The organism is Psychromarinibacter halotolerans, assembly GCF_029168315.1.
GTDB lineage: Bacteria > Pseudomonadota > Alphaproteobacteria > Rhodobacterales > Rhodobacteraceae > Psychromarinibacter > Psychromarinibacter halotolerans.
In genome coordinates, this window is record NZ_JARGYD010000003.1 from 515738 (window position 1) to 538310 (window position 22573).

Consider the following 22573-nt stretch of genomic DNA (forward strand, 5'->3'; position numbering starts at 1 on the left):
TGCATGTCACCAATTCGCAGGAACCCGGTCCACTTGTTCAGGGACCTTCAGCGCGCGCCGGACGGCGACTTTTTCCCGGAAAGACCCAGAATCCTTGCGCGCCATATCTGAACAAGAGACCTGAACGACGGAGAGTCGCGGTAGGATCGACGGAAATACTCGACCGCGTCCCGGTGTGCGGCGTTCTCAATGCTTTGGCCGCCGATGATATAATTCTGCCGCGCCCGCGCGCCCGGATACTTCGCGTACAAGTCTGCGTAGTCGGTCAGAAGCTTCTTGCGGAACGCCGTATCGGCGACCTTGTCGGACGAAACGCTGTTTTCGGTCCGGTAGATCACCACAAGCGGATCCGGCACAAAGGCAAACCGGGTCTTCTGCGCCAGCCGCACCGCAAGCTCCCAGTCTTCGTTGATCCGCAACGAGGTATCGAAACCGCCAACCTCCTCGAACAGGCTGCGTTCCACCATCAAAGTCTGTGGCGTGGTCGGATTGCTGTGCAGTACCGCTTCCGAGATGTCCCCCTGTGCGGCCGCGCCGATGTCGAAGGCGCCGTGTCGGGGGATGTAATAACACTGTACGGAAGAATAATAGAGCGCGCCGCAATAGCAGACCCGGCAATCGGGTGCGGCCTCTATCGCCTGCAACTGCAATTCAAGCTTCTCGGGAAACCAGCGGTCATCGCTGTCCTGAAAGGCCACGTACCGGCCGCGTGCCAGTTCAATGCCGCGATTGCGAGCGCCGCCTGCGCCAAGATTCGTCGTGTTCAGTTCCAGCCGAACCCGCGGATCAGTGCAATATTCCCTGACCACCTCGACCGTGCGGTCGGTCGAGCAGTCGTCGATGACAATCAGCTCGAAATCGCGGCGCGTCTGGGCAAGAACGCTGTCGATCGCCCTGCGGACAAGGACTTCGCGGTTGTGCACCGGAAGCACGATAGAAACAGTCGGCGCGTCCGTCATGTCGGGTTGTGAACCCATCTTTCGACTGCAGGGGTCTTCCGGTCGTTCATCCGTTTAATCTCGCTCGAAATAGGCGTGTTCGCCGGCGTTGGACATCCAGACCACGCGAAACCCAAAGCCAGCAAGCCGTTCGATCATATTGTCGATGGCCTCTTGGCCGGTCACGCTGGGGTGCAACTCCATTGCGATCTTCTTTACGCTTTGCGGCTCCATGATGTCGACAATGTCGATTTCTCCGCCCTCGATGTCCATGACAAGGAACGTCGGCTGCAAGCTTTCAATCGTTTCGTTCAGTGAGACCTTGACGGTCCGAACCTCGCGCCCGCCCGCCATCTGCTTTGACGACCCGCTCCAGAACACGTCCGGAACGTAAAAGCTCGTCTCGCCCGGCTCATCGCTGAGCATACCGATGGTCAGCTCCGGCTTCGGCCCATCGTTCAGTGCGTAGTTGCCGCGGATCACCGGCTCCATAAGCGGGTTTGCCTCGAAGCTGAAGACGCGCCCGTCACCGAGTTTGCGCGCGCAGAGAAGACCGATGTATCCGATGCCCGCCCCAAGTTCGAGAACTCGGTCAGAAGGTGTTAGGAACATGCTGATCATCCGGGCCTCGCGGCCCTCGTAGTCGCCATACAGAATCCGGTCGACCACCTGCTGCCCGATGATGCCGGCATCGGCGCGCAATCGGACCCCGTTTAACGTTGCGACCCCACCGCGCATGGCAAGGCGGATCTTGATCCTGTTGAGCCCCCTGTACCCGCTGTACAGGAAACGCCGCACCGGCGCCGGCAACGCGCGGCCTATACGGTCACGCAGCATCACCGGCCTCACGCGGGGGCTGGGCTTAATAGTTTGGTCTTGGCAGTTAGTGAACCAGACATGAAATCACCTATGGTACGTTGAATGCAGGTTGCGGCTGAACCTAAGGCCGCTGGACTTATCTTCTTCGGGTTCGTCCTCGGACACGTCCGAGGAATCCGGCTGCTTGTCCGTCATCCAAAGCCCACACCCCAGCAACAGCATAAATGTGCAGTATGCCGAGTTCCAAAGGTGGACCGTGACGATGGCAAGGCTAAGCGCTGCGAAGGTCACAATGTAACTGACCCGACAGGCATTGACGAAGGCATCCTTCTGCCGCGTGAAAGCGACGGTGACCATGATGCCGAACACCGCGAGAAGCAGGAGCAGCATCGTGACAAGCCCCTGCCGGAAGGCAATGGCCAGCCAGAAATTGTCGATGGACGTGGTGACGATCCAGAAGGGCACTGGCCAACTCCAGTCGAATCCGAGTCCAAAGAAGGGGTGCGTCATGATCGCCTCGAGCGCCCACTCGTTTACGCTAAGGCGGGTCCAAGCTGTCCCCGGGTTGAGCGCGAGGAACCCAATCGAGATTTCCGCCACTGTCCGGTTCGAAAGCAGTTCGACAACGATATACATGACAACGATTGTCGTGCTCAGGATCCACCAACGCTTCGGAACTTTCCGGAGTATCCGGTCATATGCGATCAGAACGATCTGCAGGCCAACCGCCACGAAGGCGCCTGATGAAAGCGAGGTGAAGGTCGCCACGCCAACCAGCGCACCGCGAAAAACCGACAGTTTCGGCGGCTGTCTGCGACGGGCGGCGTAGATCGACATAGCGAATCCAAAAGCGCAGAACATACCGAACAGGATCGGGTGGTCGAACGTCACCTGCGCCCGGTCCAGACCAAGTCGCTGTTCGTGCGGCACGTTGGGCAGAACAGGAAACACTGTGTCGAGCATGTTCAGAATGATCGGCTGCCGCGTGAGGTTCTCGTAGATCGCGAAGGGGATCATCAGGATAATGGACGTGCTGAGGACCCGCACCGCCGCGCTGAACTGATCCGCATTCCTAATGAACGCCCGGGCAAGCATATAGGGACCGATGGTCTCGATCAGCGAGATACCAAGCGCTGGAACCGATGCGCCCGTCGCCGCCAGTGCAAGAGTCCCGTAAAGCGCGAACAGCACGAAGACGACATCCACCCACCGAACGCGGATCGGCTGTACCGCAAGCCGCCGTATGACAGGCACGATGGCGATGAGCAGGACGATGCGATAGAACGATAGGCGAATATCGCCGATCTGGATTTGGATCGGAACGATGAACGACATGATCAGGGCGGCAACCCAGACCGGATAAGTACCGGTGACCGCAAGCGCCGACGAACGCGGGGTCATGCGCCGTGTGTCTGTCATGTCCGGGCTTGCCGTCATGCGATCCGAATCCTCTTTGGGCATTTCTACCGACACCCCTAAAGAACCGCCGGCGGGTGCTCACGTCAATTCGGGCGCTCTTATACGAGAACCGCAATGAGTGCGATGGCCGCTGCGCCGGGCCCTTGCCACAGTTGCGGCGTCAAAGACAATCCGTGCAAACCCGGCCATTCACAAGGGCGCCACGGAAACAGTCTGTGCCATGAGATGTGGCATCGAAGCGCGAACATCCCTTCATCCCGGACCCAAGGCGCGAATGTGCCGGGTCACCTTATTGCCATTCGGACCGCGTTGCGAAAAGGTGCGGCGCATCGAAACCGGAGAGTGACGGTAAGTTCTTGGCAAGGCTGGTTACACTGCTTCCAATGGCCTGCGATGGCGTCGGCCCAAGCTATACCTGTACCCGGCTTCTGCAGGGCATGGCGTCGCGCGACCTTGCGGGACCGCTATTCGTGAACCGCGCCCGCGCGCAGCTTGACGGCATCGACTACCGCGCCTCGTTGCCCGGTCCGTTGGCCGCCGCGCCCTACCGTTTCGTGTCCGACCGGGCCACCCGTCGGACCAACCGCCGCTTCCTGTCCGAGATCCGACAGGGCGATATCGCCTATCTTTGGCCGGCGGCGCCATTGGACGTCTATCGCAAGGTCCACGACATGGGCCTTCCGATCGTCGCCGAGGGCATCAACACCCGGATGGAACATGCCCGCGCGATCCTCGATGCGGCCTATACTGCGGAAGGGCTGGAACCGGGACACGGCATCACGCAGGACCGGATCGATGAAGAGAACGCCAAGCTGCAGCTGACCACGGCCATCTTCGCCCCAAGCGCGGGCGTCGAGGCATCCCTTGCCGGGGCCATTGATGCAAACCGGATCCTGCCCGCCAGCTATGGCGTGGCGCTTGACCAGCATCGCCCGCCGCGGCGCGCTGTCCCGGAAGAGGGGCCGACGGTCCTGTTTGTGGGATCGGGAAGCATCCGGAAAGGCCTGCACCAACTTCTAAGGGCGTGGGCGCGGGCCGGGATAAAGGGGCGTCTTCTGATCGCAGGCACGATCGAGCCGGCGGTTCAGACGCTGTGCGCCGATCTTCTGAACCGGGACGATGTGCAGACCCTTGGCTTCGTCAACGATGTCGAGCCGCTTTACGAGCAGGCAGACGTCTTCGTTCTACCCTCGTACGAGGAAGGGGACCCGCTGGTGACCTACGAAGCGGCGGCGCACGGTCTTCCCATCATCGCGTCGGCGATGGGCGCCGGACGGATCGGGGCCGAAACCGGCTGCAATCTTCCTGTCGATCCCGACCAGCCCGAGACGATCGTCGATGCGCTACGGGCATTGGCGGGTTCGCCCGACACCTTGCGCGAACGGGGCGAACGCAGCGCCGCGGCGGTCGAAGCCTATAGCTGGATGGATGTGGGCGCCCGCAGGGCGGACCAACTGGTCCGCCACCTGGGCCGCGCCGATTAGCGAGAGCCTAATTCTGTTAGCCGCTTCTGTGCACCGTAACGGGACCCGAAGTCGATTGGAGACCCTTCCTTGGGGATGAAGTCGGTCCAGACCATTCCGTCGTTCTTAAGGTCGAATACGTTGCGGAAGTAATTATCGCTGGGCCCCGTCTCGTACTTGAAGTTGTCGCCGACCACCGCCGTCCCCTGATCGAACAGCCAGCTGGCCACATTGCCGTCCACATAGACCCCCTGCGAGGTGTTATTGACCCGGATGTTTCCGCCACTGCCATCCGGCCACGGCAGCACGGTGTTGTTGCGGACTTCGATCCCGCCCGGGCTGTTGGCCACGATGATGGCATTCGGCGTGCCCGCCATCACGAGGTTTTCCTCGATGATGATGTCGCGCCCGCCGACGTTGATCCCTTGCATCCAGACGCCGGCATCTCCCGTGGCCGGGTCGTCATAGATGAAATTGCCGCGGATCAGGATGCTGCTGGGCCAGTCACCCGCACTTGGTGTGGTGTAGAACTGAATGGCGTCAGAATGGGTGTAGGTCCCATCCGCATTGATCACCGGTGCGGCGTCGGCCATCGTGTTGTTCGCGATGGTGCCGCTGCGCGTCTCGTCGACGATGGTCAGGTGATCGCCGTTGATACCGCCCTCGGCGTAGAAGAAGTTGTTGGAGACGTCGAAGCCGAGAACCTTCTGCATCATCAACGTCGCCGTGATCTCGTTGCCGCGAAACTTGATGTCCTGCGAACTGATCGCCTCGGCCCAACTGCCCAGACGGCTATTGCGCACCTCGATGCCGGATGCATTTCGCAGCGTGAACCTGTCGTAGACCGCGATGCCGTCGAGAACCACGTTCGCCCCCGTGATCATGACCACCCCGAAGCGGGCACCGTGCGGTGTCTCCGACCGGATTGTGACCGGCTCGTTGAAAACCTGGCTGATGGAAAGTGCACCGTAATCGCCGTCCGGCAGTACGATGGTTTCTCCACCTTTGGTGGATGCAAGCGCCGCGTCCAAGCGCGCCCGTGCGTTTGCGTCCGCGTCGGCAGACCCCGCTGCAACAACAAGCCAGCCGGCCACAAGGACGACGAGACCGGCAATTCCGTGCAGGATCGATAATCCGCCGGCTGCGGCACTTGATTCTGTACTTTCGCCAAATGCAACTTTACCGTGTATTAAGGCCATCTGAATCTACTCACCCCAAGGAACATTGTTGATGCCTGATGCACAATCAGGACCGTCTGGGTAACCATATGCCCGGACACGCGCGAACCAACCCCTGAGATCTTAACATTTGTGAGACGGTCGGTGTATGCCCCACATTGTGGTGTGGATCGGAACAGGGCTGTCGGGGCTCTGCAGGTTTACACCCGCGCAAATGTGGTTCGGGTGTCACAGGATTTTTTTCGACCGTCGATTTTCACACTATTGACCAAGAACCAGCGCATTCGGCTGACTAGTGGACCGTGGATGTCGATGGGGCATCCGTACGTAAACCGGAGAGTTTATTAATGAAGACCGCCATTCTTGCAGGGGGCAAGGGCACCCGGCTCGCAGAGGAAACCAGCGTGCGACCGAAGCCGATGGTCGAGGTCGGCGGCAAGCCGATCCTCTGGCACATTATGATGACCTACTCTCATTACGGCTTCAACGATTTCGCCGTCGCGCTGGGATACAAGGGCGACCACATCAAGCGGTACTTCGTGGAATACGGTACGCTTTCGGGCAACCTGACCATCGACATGAACGACCCCGAGCCGCTGAAACGGCACGAGAAAGAACATGCCCCCTGGAAGCTCGATCTGATCGAAACCGGGGACGAAACGCTGACCGGCGGCCGGGTGAAGCGGCTGAAGCCCTACATGGGCGACGAAACCTTCATGCTGACGTGGGGCGACGGGGTGTCGGACATCGACATCAACAAGCTGATTGCCTTCCACAAAAGCCACGGCAAGCTTGCCACGATCACAGCGGTCCGTCCGCAGGCCCGCTATGGCCACATGCGCTTCGACGGCGACCAGGTGGTCGCGTTCGAGGAAAAACCGCAGACCGCCGAAGGCTGGATCAACGGCGCCTTTTTCGTTCTGGAGCCTGAGGTCTTCGATTATATCGAGGGCGACATGGTGATGTTCGAACACGCGCCGCTGGAGAATCTTGCGCGCGACGGCCAGCTGATGGCCTATCGCCATGAAGGCTTCTGGGCAGCGATGGATACGCTGCGCGACAAGCACACGTTGCAAAAACTTTGGGATTCCGGGGATCGACCCTGGGCTGTTTGGGAAAAATAACGATGCGCGTACTCGTGACCGGCCACCGCGGCTATATCGGAACCGTTCTTACCCCCATGCTTCTCGAGGCGGGCCACGATGTGGCCGGCATCGACAGCGATCTGTACGAGCGTTGTACGTTCGAGCCGGGCGGCGAGATGCCCGACATCCCTACGCTTTTGAAGGACGTGCGTGAAGTCACGCCCGCCGACCTGCTGGGCTTTGACGCGGTGCTGCACCTTGCCGCGCTGTCGAACGACCCGCTGGGCGATTTCCGCCCCGAAACGACCTATGACATCAACTTCGACGGCACCATGAACGTCGCCCGCGCCGCCAAGGCCGCGGGTGTGGAACGCTTCGTGTTCTCGTCGTCGTGCTCGAACTACGGCGCGTCGGGCCCCGATTTCATCGACGAGAACGGCGCGTTCAACCCGGTCACGCCCTACGGCATCTCGAAGGTGCGGTCCGAACAGGCGCTGGCCGAACTGGCCGACGACGCCTTCTGCCCGACCTTCCTGCGCTCGGCCACGGCCTATGGCGTCAGCCCGCGCATCCGCTTCGACCTTGTGCTGAACAACCTCGTGGCGTGGGCCGTGACCACCGGCAATATCCACATGAAGTCGGACGGCACCCCGTGGCGGCCGATCACCCATATCGAGGATATCAGCCGCGCGTTCCTGTCGACCCTATCGACCCCGGTCGAAAAGATCCGCAACGAGGCGTTCAACGTCGGCGTGACCGATCACAACTACCAGATCAAAGAACTGGCAGAGATCGTCGCGTCGGTCGTGCCCGGCTGCGAAGTGACCTTCGCGGACGACGCTGGCCCGGACAAGCGCAGCTATCGCGTGAACTGCGACAAGATCCAGCGCGTGATGCCGCAGTTCAAGCCGCAGTGGGACGCCCGCAAGGGCGCCGAGTCGCTGTACGAGGCCTACAAGGCCGTCGACCTGACCCTCGAGCAGTTCGAAGGCCCGCGTTACCAGCGCATCGGCCACATCAAGAAACTGATTTCTGACGGCATCATCGACGAGTCGCTGAAGCACACGCCGAAGGCGCTGGCCGAACGCGCCGCGTCGCCCGAGGCCGCCATCGCGCCGGGCTTCGAAGCCGACGCCGCCGAGGTCGACTGCATTTCGTGCGGCCACCACGGCCTTCAGCCGATCCTCGACCTTGGCCTGATGCCCCGGTCGGACGGCCTGCTGGACCCCAGCATCCTCGACCGCCGCGAGTCGCTGGTCCCGCTGCGTCTGGGCTATTGCCCCGATTGTTCGCTGGTGCAGCTTCTGGAAACGCGTCCCGCCGAGGAAATGTTCGGTGACGACTACCTGTACTTCTCGTCCTTCTCCGAGGATCTGCTGAAGCACAGCCGCGAGAATGCGCTGGAACTGATCGAGATGCGCGGCCTTGGCGCCGACAGCCTTGTCGCCGAGATCGCGTCGAACGACGGCTACATGCTGCAAAACTTCAAGGAAAAGGGCGTTCCCGTCCTTGGCATCGACCCCGCGCTTCAGCCCGCCACCGCGGCGATGGAGAAGGGGATCGAGACGATCAACGACTTCTTCGGCACCCGCGTCGCCGGCGAACTCGCCGCTCAGGGCCGCAAGGCCGATGTAATCATCGCCAACAACGTGGTGGCCCACGTCGCCGACCAGAACGATCTGGTCGCCGGCATGGCGACGCTGCTGGCGGATGATGGCGTGATCTCGGTCGAGTTCCCCTATGTCCGCGACCTGATCGACTTCATCGAGTTCGACACGATCTATCACGAGCACCTGTGCTACTTCTCGGTCGGTTCGGCGCAGGCGCTGTTCGAACGCCACGGGCTGTACCTGAACGACGTACGTCGCCTGCCGATCCACGGCGGTTCGCTGCGGCTGTACTTCGGCAAGAAGAACGAGCCGTCCGAAGCCGTGACCAAGATCCTCGCCGAAGAGAAAGAGCTGGGTCTCGACCGCTTCGACTATTACGCAAGCTTCGGCCAGCGGGTCCGCACCTTCCGCGATGACGCGCGCAAGCTGATCGCCGACCTGAAGGCCGACGGCAAGCGCATCGCGGCCTATGGCGCGGCGGCGAAGGGCACGATCATGCTGAACTTCCTTCAGCTGAATTCGCGCGCCATCGAGTACGCGGTGGACCGCAACGTGCACAAGCAGGGCAAGTACATGCCCGGCGTCCGCGTGCCGATCGACGACCCGGAAAAGCTGAAGTCGGACAAGCCCGACTATGTGATGATCCTGCCGTGGAACTTCCGCGACGAGATCATCCGGCAGCAGCAGGACTTCCTTGCGCGGGGCGGCAAGTTCGTCGTTCCGATCCCCGACCTCGAGATCGTCTCGAACTGATGGGGGAAGAACTGCACAAATGCCCCGCCTGCGGGTCCGGCGCCGTGGCCGAAATCTATCGGCTCGACGCGATCCCGGTGCAAAGCTGCATCCTGCTCGACAGCGCAGAGGAGGCGCGGGATTTCCCGCGCCGTCCCCTGCTGCTGAAGTTCTGCGACGACTGCGGCTTCGTGTTCAACGCGGTGTTCGAACTGGAGCAGGTCGACTACGCCTCGACCACCGAGGAAAGCCAGCACTTCTCGGGCACCTTCAACCGCTTCGCCAAGGAACTGGCGTCCGAGGTTGCCTCGCTTTACGACCTGAAGGGCAAGAAAACGCTCGAGATCGGCTGCGGTAAGGGCGAGTTCCTGCAAGAGCTTGCGGAACAGACCGGCACGCTGGGTCTTGGCGTCGATCCGGGGTTCATCCCGGAACGCCTGCCGGGCGCAGACGGGCACGAGATTCGGTTCCAGCGCGAGTATTTCGATCCGGAAACCATCGCCGAGACGCCTGATTTCGTCGTCTGCCGTCACACGCTGGAACACATTCCGGCGGTAGGCCAGTTCATGGACGACATCGCCACCGCGATCGACGGACGCACCGACGTCGGCATCTTCTTCGAGACGCCGGACGTGCGCCGCGTGCTGGACGAAGGCGCGTTCTGGGACATCTACTACGAGCACTGCTCGTACTTTACTCTGGGCAGCCACGCCCGCCTGTTCCGCCGCGCCGGGATGGATGTGACCAAGCTGTATCTGGCCTATGACGACCAGTACATCATCCAGTACGCCGAACCCTCGACGGGGCGGCCGCCGCTGCCGGAAGAAGACGACCTTGATGCCGTGCGTGCGCTGGCGAAATCCTTCCCCGCGAAGGTGGCCGAGATCCGCGCCTACTGGACCGATTTCGTCCGCTCGCGCCACGCCGAAGGCAAGCGCGTCGCCATCTGGGGCGGTGGGTCGAAGGGCGTGTCGTTCCTGACCACCAATGGTCTGGGCGAAGAAGTGGCGCAGGTCATCGACATCAACCCGTTCAAACAGGGCCGTTATCTGCCCGGCACCGGCCACCTTGTATCCGGCCCGGACAGCCTGAAGGAAACGCCGCCCGACACGGTGATCGTGATGAACCCGATCTACCTGAACGAAATCGGCGCCGATCTTGCGAAGATGGGTCTGACCCCCGAACTGGTGGCCGTCTGATGAGCCTTGCGACGAACTGCCCGATCAGCGGGTCGACCGATCTGAAGCCGGTGTTCAAGCTGGGCAACGTGCCGGTCATCTGCAACCAGCTGTGGCCCGACGCGGATGCGGCTCGCGCCGCGCCCGCGGGTGACGTCGACCTGGTCATCTGCCCCGAGACGGCGATGATCTGGAACGCCGCTTTCGAGCCCGAGCGCATGGTCTACGCGCCGGGCTACGAGAACGCGTTGCATTTTTCGCCCAAGTTCCAAGCCTTTGCCGAGGAACTGGCGAAGGGGCTCGTCGACCGCTTTGACCTGAAGGGCAAGCATGTCTTCGAGATCGGCTGCGGCGACGGCCACATGCTGGACCTGATGTCCAAGCACGGCGCGGCAACCGCGACCGGGTTCGATCCGTCGATGGCGGGCAAGGAAACGCCCTTCACCGCCCGCGACGGCGTCGAGATCGTGCCGGAATATTTCCGGTCCGACCAGCTGGACCGCCCGTTCGACGCGATCCTGTGCCGTCACGTTCTGGAACACCTCGACGCGCCGATGCCGCTTTTGCAGGACATCCGCCGCGCCATTGGCGACCGTGACGTGCCCGTGTATTTCGAGGTCCCGAACGCAGGCTGGATGCTGCGCGCGGTCTCGATGTGGGACGTGATCTATGAACATGTCGGCTACTGGACGGCCCCCGCGATGGAAGCCGCCTTCCGCCGCGCCGGGTTCACGCCCGTGTCGATCACCGAAGGCTACGACGGCCAGTTCCTGATGATCGAGGCGCGTCCCTCCCAACCCGAGACCGGCTGGGTTTCGCCCGATGTGGACGGTGTGCTGCAGGACGCGGCCGCCTTCTCGGCCGCCTCGAACGGGCTGCTGGACGAATGGCGCGACCGGCTGTCCAAGCTGGACGGCAAAGCGGTGATCTGGGGCGCCGGGTCGAAGGGCATCACCTTCGCCAACGCACTGGGTGAGGCCGCTGCCCCGCTGGCCGCGCTGGTCGACCTGAACCCGCGCAAGCACGGGCTGTACGCACCCGGCGTCGCGCTTCCGGTCGTGTCGCCCGAGGATCTGAAGGACCTGCGCCCCGACCTTATCCTGATCTCGAACGCGCTGTACGAGGCCGAGATCACCGAACAGGTCCGCGCCATGGGTCTGAATCCGGAATTCGCGGTGGTGGCGGGATAAAGAAGAAACGACCGGGGTGGCCGAAATGCCGGCCCCGGTCAATTCTGGCGGAGACGGAAACGATAGTGTTTGGGCCGAATGATACTCAGGATCGGTGTCAGAAGCAGTCGCAGGCCGACACGCCAGCGATCTGCCCGGATCAATATGCCTGCGTTTCTGATCAGCCTCATATAGGCGGTCCCGGGATAGCCGGTCGCAAAGCACAGCCGCACGGTGCTAATCGTGGCGCCGGCCAGCAAAAGCTGCCGTTTCCCGTCAGATCCTGCGCCACCCGGATACAGACCCGCGCGCTCCTTGGCGACGATATGATCCAGCCCGCCAACAACGCATGCCACGTTCCCCGTCAAGCTGCCCGGCGCACCAACTTCGCGGCCAAGCATCACAGGCGACGTGATCAACACGCACGCCCCGTCCGGGTCAGCGCGCAGGAACAGATCCGTATCCTCGGCACAACGGACTTCGTGGGTGAAGCCCCGGTGTTTGTCGAACACGTCACGCCGAATGATGACGTTGCAAGAGGCGTAGGTGATCTGCCAAACAGCCTCGATCGCATCGAGGAAACGCGGGAAGCTCTGGGTTTCGACCTCGGTACGCTCCGGGGTCTTTGGACCGGCGTCGCGGGTGAAGTCCACGCTTTGAAGATAGAACAAGCTGGCGGCGGGGTTGTCGGCGATCACTTGCAGACAGGTGTCGAGCGTCCAAGGGAACCAGCGGTCATCGCTGTCGAAGAATGCAAGGTAGCGGCCGCGCGCCGCTTTGGCACCCCGATTGCGAGCGGCCCCGGGCCCCGCGTTATCCTGTTGAAGCAACGTCGTGTTGGCCGACATTCCGTAGGCCGCGATCGCCGCTTTGACTGCCTGCACCGAACTGTCCGACGACCCGTCGTCGACCACAATGACCTCGACATCCGATCTGCCACCCGCGCACAAGCTGCTCAGGGCGGCATCGATCGTCGACGCCCGGTTGTAGACCGGAATAATGATCGAAAGACGAAGAGCGGCCGGCACGGTCTCGGTTACTGGTTCGGACATGAATTGGATTCCCGCGTCGCGGCCGGCATGCGTTCGGCCTGTCCTGTTTTGGGCCGGTCGTCGCGCCAGTCAACCCGTATCGGGCAAGGACGGCCGGACCTTTTTCGGCCGTTGCATCAGTCCGTCACTCAGCGTGCGACTTGCCGAGACCGTGGGACGACATCCGCGCCCGCGGCCCTATGCGGCCCCTTGCGCGGGCGAGCCGCTTCCGCGGGGAAAAGAACCTTGATCGTATCCATAATTTTGAAAGCAACACGCCAAGGCTTGGTCGCGTTTGCCCATCGAACCGCCAGTCGCGCCGCATTTGAAGGAGTTGAGCATGCCTAGGGTCAGCATCGGAATTCCGGTCTTCAACGGTGAAAAGTATCTTCGAGACGCATTGGACAGCGCACTAAGCCAGACCTTCGAAGACTTCGAGATCCTCATTTCAGACAACGCGTCGACGGACAGCACGCCAGAGATCGCGGCCGAGTACTGCGCTCGGGACAGCCGTGTGCGCTACCACCGGCAAGAGACCAATCTGGGCGCTGCGGCCAATTTTAACTACGTGTTCCACCACACGACGGGCGAATTCTTTCATTGGTCGTCCTATGACGACATGCTGGCGCCAGAGTATCTGGAAGAATGCGTGGCCGCGCTGGATGCGGATAACGGCGACGCCGTATTGTCCTATCCCCAAACACTGATGATCGACGCCGATGGCAACCCGCTTCGGGTGTACGACGCCGTCACGCGCAAGGGCGGCAGCACGCCCTCGAAACGGCTGGAAGAAATGATCGGTCCAGACGAACGGCAGCAATCCCACGCGCATCTTTGTTTTCCAGTGTTCGGTCTGATCCGCCGCGAGGCGCTGATCGGGACCAGCCTGATTGCGAACATGCCGCGTTCGGATACGCTGCTGCTGGTCGAACTTGCCCTGCGCGGGGCTTTCATCGAGGTCGAGAAACCGCTCTTCCTGCGACGCGAGCACGACAAAGGCTCGGTTATTTCCGCCGAGAACGAAGCCAAGGGCAACGACGTCGAGTTGGAGAAGCTGCTGGCCGCGTGGTTCGACCCCAAGCGCGGAAACCGTTTTCCGGCGACTCTGACCCGGCTCGGTTTTGGCTACCTAAAAGCGTCGCTGCGCACACGGATGCCAATCCGCGAGTGGTTTGCCTGCGTCAGCATCTCACTGGCATGGCTGCGCCGTCACCGCAGATGGCTGTTCCGAGAATTCAAACTGGTCCTACGGGACCGGCTGCGAATGTCCTGATACTGCCCGCCCCTGTGCAGGGCGGCATCAGGACCGCCGATCTGGAAGGCGGCATACACTCGGGCGTGGCGCCTAGGGCGCCTTTTCCGCTCTCTTGCGCAGCTTGTCGAAAGTTCCCTTTATACTGCGGCGTTCGTCCGGCGACAGGCAGAACCCAAGCAACACGCCGATGTATACGAACCCACCGATAAAGCCCCACAGAAATAGGCCAAGCCACGTTGAAGATAGACCCATCAACTGGGTCGGAAGCCACACCACCGATCCGGCGACAGCCGGCGCGCAGCCGCGCAGTATCACCTTCCGAAGAAACTCGGAGAACGTGGTGTTCGCCATCGACAAGCCCAGCGGCCAGAAGTACCCGAGATGGACGATCATTGCGGTAACCAGTATCGATCCCGCGACGCCGACAGCGCCAAGATCAGTGTAAGTGAGCACAAGGATCGACGTAATCAGCGCCAGTGCACCGGCAACGAAAGTTCCCAGGAAGAACCCCCTGATCCTACCCGTTGCGACCGCCATGCGCGACAGAAGGACGTCCGCATAACCAACTGGAAAACCGGCAAGGAACAGGCGCGTGACGGTAGACGCATCCTGATATTCGTCGCCGATGTACAGTGTGATGAAGTCGTCCGCATAAATGAAAATCGGGGTCGCGACTGCCATTGCCACCCATAGCGCATAGCGGCCTCCGCGCAGGTACGTATTCCCCAACCGCGTCCAGTCGCCGCTTGCGTTCATCGCGACCATCACCGGCTGGATGGGGGCGAGCGCGACAGTCATCAGGCTGCTGATGCGCCGGTCGAATACCGAGCCGATAAAGAAACTCGTGACCTGCACCGGTGTCGAATAGATGTTCAGAAGAACCGGCCCGGCACTTTGATAGATCAGCATCGTCACCGTGCCGAGCGAGGTCCACGCGCCGAAGCTCAGGACCGACCGGACCTTGGTCAGGCTGAACCGGGCGGGATAGATCCGGAACTCTGGCAGCATCCGGCGCGCCATGATGATGATGATCGTCGCGTTGACCACGCTTGCCGTGAGCGACGCGACAGAGACCCAGACCACATTCGGACCAAGGCCGAACAGCAGCGCGCCGGTCAGGATGATCTTGCCAATGTTCACCGACAGCGTAACGACATCGCGCTGCATGAATCGCTGACGTACCTCGAACGCGGTCGAAAACGGACCGGCGAACAGCCCGACGCACAATTCGAGAACGATCATCATCGTCATGAGGCGCGCTTCGACCAACATCGTGTCCGGCACCGTCAGCAGGTGATCGATCTGGGTCGCAACGACAAATCCGACCAATGCGAACAAGCTCAGGAACCCGGCCAGTGCCAACACAATAGAGGTATGGAAGACCGTCACGTCGTCGTGGCGCCCGTCGGAATAGGCGACGATGATCTCGCGGCTGATCGCGCTGGCGAAGAACGAGATGATGACCGGGCCCAGCATCATGATGACCATCAGGACCGGGTAGATCGCGAATTCGTCTGCGGGGATGCGTGCGAGAAGGTACTGGTACAACCAGAAGACAAAAAAGACGTTGATCAGCAGCGTGATCGCGCCGCTGGCCGAATTGATAAGCACACGAATCTTACTGGTCGAACTTACTGACATGCCTGTCCTGCTTACTGTTATTCAGCGGCCGTTCTGGGCAGCCGTTGTCCAGCGCATCCTGTAGCTTGCCGGGCGCAGAAGTGCGAGCACTGGAACCAGCGGAAGCCGAACCAGCCAGCGCCAGTATCCCGACCGCACCATACGGGGCAGGTTTTGAAGGTACAGACGATAGGCGACGCCAATCCGACCAGCCGCGAAGGCGCCCAGCGCCGTATGAACCGCACACTGCGCCAGCATCCGGTCCTTCAGGGCGCCCGGCGATTTTGCGTCGGGGTACTGTCCGGCCCGGTCCCGGTCTTGCATGAACTCGAACCCTTTCAGCACCGCGCCGAACGATCCGGTCAACCGCTCTCCGTCGCCCTGCACATGCGCGACAAGCGGCGCGCCGGAGAGGACAAGACAAGGCCCGGCAGCCGCCGCCCGCAGGAACAGGTCCGTATCCTCCGAACAGGTCACCGCGCTGGTGAAGCCGCCGAGACTTTCGAAGACGTCCCGCCGCACGATGACGTTGCAAGATCCATAGCGCGTCGTCGGGACATCCCGCACGGCTTCCAGGAAACCGGCGGTCCGCTTCTGCTCTGTCTGTCGCCCGTGCGCATCCACCGCCTGCCCCTCTGCCACGTCGACGGTCTGAAGGAACACAAGCGCCGGGGCCTCGGGATCCTCCAATGCGGCAAGGCAGGTCTGCAACGCGCCCGGCAGCCAGAAGTCGTCGCTGTCGAGAAACGCAAGGTAGTTCCCCCGCGCCTCTTGCGCGCCTCGGTTCCGCGCGGCACCCGGGCCGCCGTTTTCCTGCATTACGACGCGGCCGGCAGAGCCATGATGGATCTCGACGGCTTCTCGGGCACGGGTCACCGTGTCGTCGGCCGACCCGTCATCGACAACGATCAGTTCATAGCGCCCGTCCGGGGCACTGCCGACACTAGCGACGGCCCGTCCGATCGACCCGGCCCGGTTATAGGCCGGGATCACCACGGACACCGTCGGCGTCGGCAAGCTTTGCAAATCCGTCATCGCTATCAGTCAGTTGTTCTTCGGATTTGGTATGACGCCGGTTCGCCCCGGTGGAAAGCACAAGCTGCATCGCCCCCGGATCGGATCGGTTTGAGCCCCGCCACGACACGGCAAGGTGCAACAATATGCGGACTCGTGCGTTGTGGTTTCGGATTACTGAGCGCGCGCCGCCCCGCTGCTGGAATGAAATTGGCCCGCGTCCAGCGGTATCTTGCCCGAAGTTTTCCTTCTGGCCGGTCGAATCAAGACAGTCGCTGTGCGGATTTCGCCCAGTTCAAGCTGGCTGATTGGGCATATTGCCTTTCCGAAAGGCGCTTTTTCGTCCTTCCGCCCTTAAGAGACGGCATGTTGCACGGCACATCTACCAACGCCTGTGGGTATGACCGGCGGAACCATGCCGACTGTTTCCGGTTCCATCCCCCCTAATTTCAAGCGGATTTCCGCCAAATGACTGGATTTTAAAGGAGTTTTCCCGAAATAAGCGAGTAGCCGCCGCACATTCGGGCCCGAATTGTCAAGGAATCGCCCCGATGTTAGGGCTTTGTAAATCACAGGGGCCTAATACAGACAGAGGACAACCTAGGGCGCGTAGCCAACGGACAACAGTTGACGCAACGGTGACAGTGTAGATCGGCAGGAGAATAAAAACCACTCCATCCTGCCCGACAGTTGATCAGTAACCGCGGAATGCGCCTTTGGCGCATCAGTAGTGGCAGGGCACCCGCTTTTGCCAGCGTGAACTCTTTTGGCTTGCGACCGTATCATAGGGCAAATCGGCGCAATGGCGACAATCAACGTATCCAACTCTTCTCAGCTTAATGCTGCGCTCAACTCCGCGGCGGGCGGCGATACGATCGTACTCCAGAACGGGACATACGGCGACCTGACGATTGACGAGAGGTTCTCGTCCAATGTGACTATCAAAGCGGCCAACGACTTGGGCGCCGAGTTCGGAACCCTTAAGATCACGGGGTCCAACGTGACTCTCGACGGCGTTCACGTCGACGGAAGGGTCACCGTAAGCGGTGCATCAAACATCGAAGTCACCAACAGCTACCTGCACAACTGGACTGAGGCGCTGCAGGGGACGAACATCAGCTTCGTCGACAACGAGTTCTACACTACTCTTTTCATCAAGGAGACCAACGGGTTCACCGTCTCGGGGAACGAAATCGGTCGTCCCGGCGGCATCGACGGTGACCTTCTTGTCGTGGCTGGTAACGCCAAGAACGGCTTGATCGAGAACAATACACTGAAGGACTCGGCGCCAACCCACCACGGTGACGGCACCTACACGCACGCGGATGCAATCCAGTTCTTCGACCAAGCCTCCGGCTGGCCGAGCGACATCACGATCCGCGGTAACTTCATCTGGGACGACCCGAGCACCGGTGACCCCGGCATCTGGCTGCAGGGTATTGCGATCGGCGGCGACAACATCCTGATCGAAGAAAACCTGATCATGTCGGGCACGCCCAACGCGATCATCGTGTCGCACAGCTCGGGCGGGATCGAGATCCTGAACAACACCGTGCTTCCGTGGCCGGGTGGCGGCGGCGGCAACATCCGTGTCACGGATACCGCCCGGAACGTCGTGGTCGATGGGAACATCAGTAACTACCTGATCAACGCCGGCAACGCGACGATCCTGGACAACTATCAGTACTCGGTCAGCTCGTCGGCCTCGAACTACTACAAGAACATCCTGCAGGTCGAAAACGACGGCATGAGCTGGACGGACTTCGTGCCGGTTTCGGGGTCGGCGGTCGACTTCGGGAGCGGCTATGGCGCGGCCACCCGCCTGACCGAACTGATGAACGGCGACACAGGCACGGTCGTGGATGACGAACCCGTCGTGGACGATCCGGTTGTCGAAGAGCCCGTAGTCGAGGAACCCGTTGTCACGGAACCGGACCAGCCGGTGACAGACCCGGAAGACCCGGATCTGTCGTGGGACTCGCTGACCGCCAGCTTCCAGCTTGACGGCGAGTACGAGTTCAGCGGCGGCAGCCAAGCGATGGAGTTCGCGCACGACGCGGGCCTTGAACTGTCGTCGGCATCGATCTCGCTCACCTTCAATGCAGACACGGTGTCCGGCCAGCACGGCATCATCTCGAAGGATGCGTCCTATTTCGCGAACGGCGGCCACTTCACCGTCTACATCGAGAACGGAACCCTCGTGATCCGCTTCCAGGATGGCGACAGCAGCGAAGTCTTCACGGTCAACGGTATCCAGTCGAATGTCGATTACGAGCTGGAGATCGGCTTCGGGGACGGCACCGTCATGGCGATGCTTGACGGGATCGTCGTGGGTGAAGCCGCTTTCGACATGACCTGGGAGAATAATGCGGAGTACCTGCAGATCGGCGCCAACGGCTGGGCAAGCACCTCCGGCGGAGCTGGCTACAACCAGGTCTTCGACGGCACGATTTCCGATGTGGTCATCACCAGCGGCAACAACCTGAACGATGACGGCGCAGACGACGCCATCGTTGGTACCGTCGGGCCTGACGACCTCAACGGAACCTCGGGCGCCGACACCATCTACGGCGCTGAAGGCGACGACACCGTCAACGGCGGCAAAGGCAGCGACAAGCTGGGCGGCGGCGACGGCGACGACGACGTCATCGGCCGCGCGGGTGCCGACATCATCGAAGGCGGCGCTGGGGACGACTTCCTGTTTGGCGGCGTCGGACGGGACATCATCCTTGGCGGTGACGGTAACGACACGATCAAGGGCGGGAACGGGTCCGACACGATGACCGGCGGCGCCGGTGCGGACCATTTCGTCTTCAGCAAGGTGAAGGAAAGCAAGGCGAAGAACCCGGACTTCATTCTGGACTTCACCCCGGGCGTCGACAAGCTGGACCTGTCCGAGCTGACCGACGCAACTCTCGATGTCCTGCTGTTGCAGAAGTATGACGGCGAAGGCCCTGCGATCCGCACGATGGAGAACGGCGACAACACGATCGTGCGTGTGGATGTCGACGGCGACCGGTCGTCGGACATGCGGATCATCCTCGCCGACGTCAGCGGCCTGACGGCAGACGACTTCCTGCTCTGACGCTGACACCTTGAGACAACAGACCGCGCGGTGCCGAATGGCCCCGCGCGGTTTTTCGTTTTTGCCACGGCCCAAGCCGCCCCAGAATTCTGGCCGTCACTGATCGGCAGTTCATAAAATGCCAACGCGACGGACACGAACCGATATCCAGGCCGACGGGTGCCGGGATCGCGTTTGTTAGTCGCCTATCTCAGGCACAGGCGCTCTGTATAACTGGCGACGTTAAATGAACCGCAGCTTGATGTCTGAGGGCGGCGTACACCCTGAAGTCGAATCAAGCGCGCAACCACCGTGTTTCCCAAAACGAAACAGACGCGCATGCCCTCTGTCATTGCACACATTGATTCACCGATGAACGGCAACCTGTGGCAGTTGAATCACTTCACGCAAAATGTGATCGGACGGCCACGCGCCTTCGCCAATATGCGCCTCTTGCCGCCCCAATTGATCACGAAACAGGAAATAGCCCTCGCGCGACACCCTGATTTTGCCCGATTTTCGCCCCTTTTGCCCTTAAGACACTGCGCCCCACACGACCTGCGCCCACACAGGACCGCGTTTCGGCGGCCGGAGTCCCAAAGCCGGGAAAACTTAAGGTTTTCAAAGCAAAACGGCGACGAACACGGCTTCAAGACCCCCAACCTGTCCTTTTGTACAGGGATCAATCTCGCCGACCCCGCTGTCCAAATCAGGGCGGAATGAAGTATGTTCCGATTGAGGCCGATTTGGCCTCGAGATGGTCTCCACCATCATTGTAATTCGCGCCGGTTGGCCCCTTCGATTCAGGGGCAATTTGGCGATTCAATCTGTGCGCGGCGAGAGCCGCGGTATTTGAGGGGTCTTGGGGTCAAATGTCGAATTCCGACGATTTCAGCTCGGGAACGCTGGGGGCGAACTGGCGGCTTGAAGGGCCGTCGCAGGGCACCGTCGGCTTCGGGTCCGACAGCGATGACGCGTACCTGACGCTGGCCACGCCCGACGGCACCTTCGACGCATGGCAGACCAACGGCACGGCGCGCATCATGCAGGACGCCGCCGACGAGGACTTCCAGCTTGAGACGCGGTTTCTGTCGACCCCGCAGGGCAGCTACCAGATGCAGGGTTTCCTGATCGAGCAGGACGCCCAGAACTGGATGCGGTTCGATACCTATTCTTCTGGCAACACGCTGTACGCCTACATCGGCCGTACGGTGAACGGGCAGACCTCGAAGATGGTCGAGGTCGCGATCCCGGGCGGCACTGCCCCCTACTTGCGCGTGACCCGTACCGGGGACGACTGGCTGTACCAGTATTCCCTCGATGGCACCGCGTGGACGACCGTCGGCACCGTCACCCATGACCTGACCGTCGACGCGGTCGGGCTGTTTTCCGGCAACCTTGGTCAGTCCAACGGCTTCGAAGCGCAGGTCGATTATTTCGAGGTCGCCTCCGACCCGATCCTCGACGAGGATGGCGGCCACGTCCACGAGAACCAAGCCCCGGTGGTTACCGACGACACCTTCACGACCGAGGCCGGCACCGCGCTGGACGTCTCGGCCGCTCAACTTCTGGCGAACGACAGCGATCCCGATGGCGACGCGCTGACGGTCGTGTCCGTGGGCACCCCGTCGAATGGCGTCCTGATGGACAACGGCGACGGCACCTGGACCTACGCACCGGATGCCGGGTTTCAGGGTACGGACAGCTTCACCTATACCGTCACCGACGGCGCGATCAGCGACACCGGGACGGTCACCGTCACCGTGCGACCGCCCTCTGTGTTCGACGGGTTCTCGGACGATTTTTCGGGTGCGGCGCTGGATGAAGGCTGGACCTTCAAGGGCATCACCGGCTCGGCCACGCTTTCCACGACAGAAACCGACGCCATCATCCTGCTGGAATCCCCGGCCGGCATCCCCGTGTCCGCATCCGACGTGATGACGACGCCGCGCCTTATGCAGGACGTGGCCGATGGCGACTTCCAGATCAGCGCGGGCTTCCTGAACGAACCGCAGCAGATGTACCAGGAACACGGCCTGCTGATCGTGCAGGACGATGCCAACTGGATCCGCTTCGACCTTGCCTACACCCACATGGGCCTGACGCTGATTGTCGGCCAGATCGTGGACGGGTCGACGACTTATCCGCTGTTCGATGGCAGCATCACCGCCGGTCAGATCTCGGACTTCCGCATCACCCGCACCGGCGACACCTTCGTCTTCGAAACAAGCTCGGACGGGGTGAACTGGCAGCAAGCCTTCACCCTGACGCGCGACATGACCGTTTCGGAAGTCGGCGCCTTCGCGGGCACCGCGCCGTACCAGAACAACCCGCCCCCGGGATACACCGCGCAGCTGGACTATTTCGAGACCAGCGCCGACCCGATCATCGACGAGGACGGGTCGTTCGACAGCAACCGCGCCCCGGTGGCCGGTGATGACGCGTTTCAGGTCGATCCCGACACGGCCGTGTCGTTGTCGCAGGACGATCTGCTGGGCAACGACAGCGATCCGAACGGCGACACGCTGACGATCACCGGCGTCACCCACCCCGCCAACGGCACCCTGACCGACAATGGCGATGGCACTTGGACCTACACGCCGAACGCTGGCTTCTCGGGCACCGACACCTTCACCTACACGGTGACGGACGGCGCAGAGACGGACACCGCGACCGTTACGCTGACAGTGGCAGAGCCCACGGCCAACCCGCTGGCGTCGGACGACTTCGCCTCGGGCACGCTGGGCGCGAACTGGCGGCTTGAAGGGCCGTCGCAGGGCACCGTCGGCTTCGGCAGCGACGCCAACGACGCGTACCTGACACTGGCGACGCCGGACGGCACCTTCGACGCGTGGCAGACCAACGGCACCGCCCGCATCATGCAGGACGCCGCCGACGAGGACTTCCAGATCGAAACGCGGTTCCTGTCCACGCCGCAGGGCAGCTACCAGATCCAGGGCATCCTGATCGAACAGGACGCGCAGAACTGGATGCGCTT

16 protein-coding genes are annotated in these 22573 nt (G+C 61.7%); 9 read left to right on the forward strand and 7 right to left on the reverse strand.

What is annotated here, in order from left to right; translation table 11 throughout:
* Nucleotides 1–47 precede the first annotated feature (47 nt).
* From P1K30_RS11050 to P1K30_RS11060, 3 genes are all read right to left on the reverse strand, one after another.
* Nucleotides 48–977, reverse strand: a complete 930-nt coding sequence (locus P1K30_RS11050) for a glycosyltransferase family 2 protein (RefSeq protein WP_275632783.1) — start codon at nt 975–977, stop codon at nt 48–50.
* Between the two features lie 36 nt (nt 978–1013).
* The gene (locus P1K30_RS11055; RefSeq protein ID WP_275632784.1) at nt 1014–1775 is read right to left on the reverse strand and encodes an FkbM family methyltransferase; all 762 of its coding nucleotides are present in this window, start codon (nt 1773–1775) and stop codon (nt 1014–1016) included.
* Between the two features lie 66 nt (nt 1776–1841).
* On the reverse strand, nt 1842–3158 hold the full coding sequence (locus P1K30_RS11060) for an O-antigen ligase family protein (protein WP_275632785.1): 1317 nt from the start codon (nt 3156–3158) through the stop codon (nt 1842–1844).
* A gap of 401 nt (nt 3159–3559) precedes the next feature.
* Here P1K30_RS11060 and P1K30_RS11065 point away from each other — a divergent pair, with 401 nt between their 5' ends.
* Nucleotides 3560–4660 carry a glycosyltransferase family 4 protein gene (locus P1K30_RS11065; RefSeq protein WP_275632786.1) on the forward strand — a complete coding sequence of 367 codons (1101 nt, stop codon included), beginning with the start codon at nt 3560–3562 and terminating at the stop codon, nt 4658–4660.
* Here the strand turns inward: P1K30_RS11065 and P1K30_RS11070 are convergent.
* Entirely contained in the window at nt 4657–5733 is a 1077-nt protein-coding gene (locus tag P1K30_RS11070; RefSeq protein ID WP_275632787.1) for a right-handed parallel beta-helix repeat-containing protein, read from the reverse strand. The two genes, P1K30_RS11065 and P1K30_RS11070, sit on opposite strands and share 4 nt — an antisense overlap.
* Nucleotides 5734–6164: 431 nt before the next feature.
* On the opposite strand from P1K30_RS11070, the gene rfbF reads away from it, so the two are divergent.
* The 4 genes from rfbF to P1K30_RS11090 are packed head-to-tail and all read left to right on the forward strand — an operon-like array spanning nt 6165 to nt 11612.
* The gene (gene rfbF / locus P1K30_RS11075) at nt 6165–6941 is read left to right on the forward strand and encodes a glucose-1-phosphate cytidylyltransferase (RefSeq protein WP_275632788.1); all 777 of its coding nucleotides are present in this window, start codon (nt 6165–6167) and stop codon (nt 6939–6941) included.
* A 2-nt stretch (nt 6942–6943) separates the two neighbouring features.
* The gene (locus tag P1K30_RS11080) at nt 6944–9265 is read left to right on the forward strand and encodes an NAD-dependent epimerase/dehydratase family protein (RefSeq protein ID WP_275632789.1); all 2322 of its coding nucleotides are present in this window, start codon (nt 6944–6946) and stop codon (nt 9263–9265) included.
* Entirely contained in the window at nt 9265–10443 is a 1179-nt protein-coding gene (locus P1K30_RS11085) for a class I SAM-dependent methyltransferase (protein WP_275632790.1), read from the forward strand. Before P1K30_RS11080 ends, P1K30_RS11085 begins: the two co-directional genes overlap by 1 nt.
* Nucleotides 10443–11612, forward strand: a complete 1170-nt coding sequence (locus P1K30_RS11090; protein WP_275632791.1) for a class I SAM-dependent methyltransferase — start codon at nt 10443–10445, stop codon at nt 11610–11612. Before P1K30_RS11085 ends, P1K30_RS11090 begins: the two co-directional genes overlap by 1 nt.
* Nucleotides 11613–11650: 38 nt before the next feature.
* Here P1K30_RS11090 and P1K30_RS11095 read toward each other — a convergent pair whose 3' ends face one another.
* A complete protein-coding gene (locus P1K30_RS11095; protein WP_275632792.1) occupies nt 11651–12643 on the reverse strand; it encodes a glycosyltransferase family 2 protein in 993 nt (330 codons plus the stop codon).
* Between the two features lie 319 nt (nt 12644–12962).
* On the opposite strand from P1K30_RS11095, the gene P1K30_RS11100 reads away from it, so the two are divergent.
* A complete protein-coding gene (locus tag P1K30_RS11100; RefSeq protein WP_275632793.1) occupies nt 12963–13895 on the forward strand; it encodes a glycosyltransferase family 2 protein in 933 nt (310 codons plus the stop codon).
* Between the two features lie 72 nt (nt 13896–13967).
* Here P1K30_RS11100 and P1K30_RS11105 read toward each other — a convergent pair whose 3' ends face one another.
* Complete coding sequence (locus P1K30_RS11105) at nt 13968–15488, reverse strand: MATE family efflux transporter (protein ID WP_275632794.1); 1521 nt, start codon at nt 15486–15488, stop codon at nt 13968–13970.
* Nucleotides 15489–15539: 51 nt separating this feature from the next.
* Complete coding sequence (locus P1K30_RS11110; protein WP_275632795.1) at nt 15540–16532, reverse strand: glycosyltransferase family 2 protein; 993 nt, start codon at nt 16530–16532, stop codon at nt 15540–15542.
* 913 nt (nt 16533–17445) lie between these two features.
* On the opposite strand from P1K30_RS11110, the gene P1K30_RS11115 reads away from it, so the two are divergent.
* The 3 genes from P1K30_RS11115 to P1K30_RS11125 form a co-directional block, all read left to right on the forward strand.
* Nucleotides 17446–19596 (forward strand): M10 family metallopeptidase C-terminal domain-containing protein, encoded by a 2151-nt coding sequence (locus tag P1K30_RS11115; RefSeq protein WP_275632796.1) that lies wholly within the window; start codon nt 17446–17448, stop codon nt 19594–19596.
* Between the two features lie 351 nt (nt 19597–19947).
* Entirely contained in the window at nt 19948–20298 is a 351-nt protein-coding gene (locus P1K30_RS11120) for a hypothetical protein (RefSeq protein WP_275632797.1), read from the forward strand.
* Between the two features lie 149 nt (nt 20299–20447).
* Nucleotides 20448–22573: cadherin-like domain-containing protein (locus tag P1K30_RS11125; protein ID WP_275632798.1), on the forward strand; the 2126-nt coding region annotated here is incomplete at its 3' end.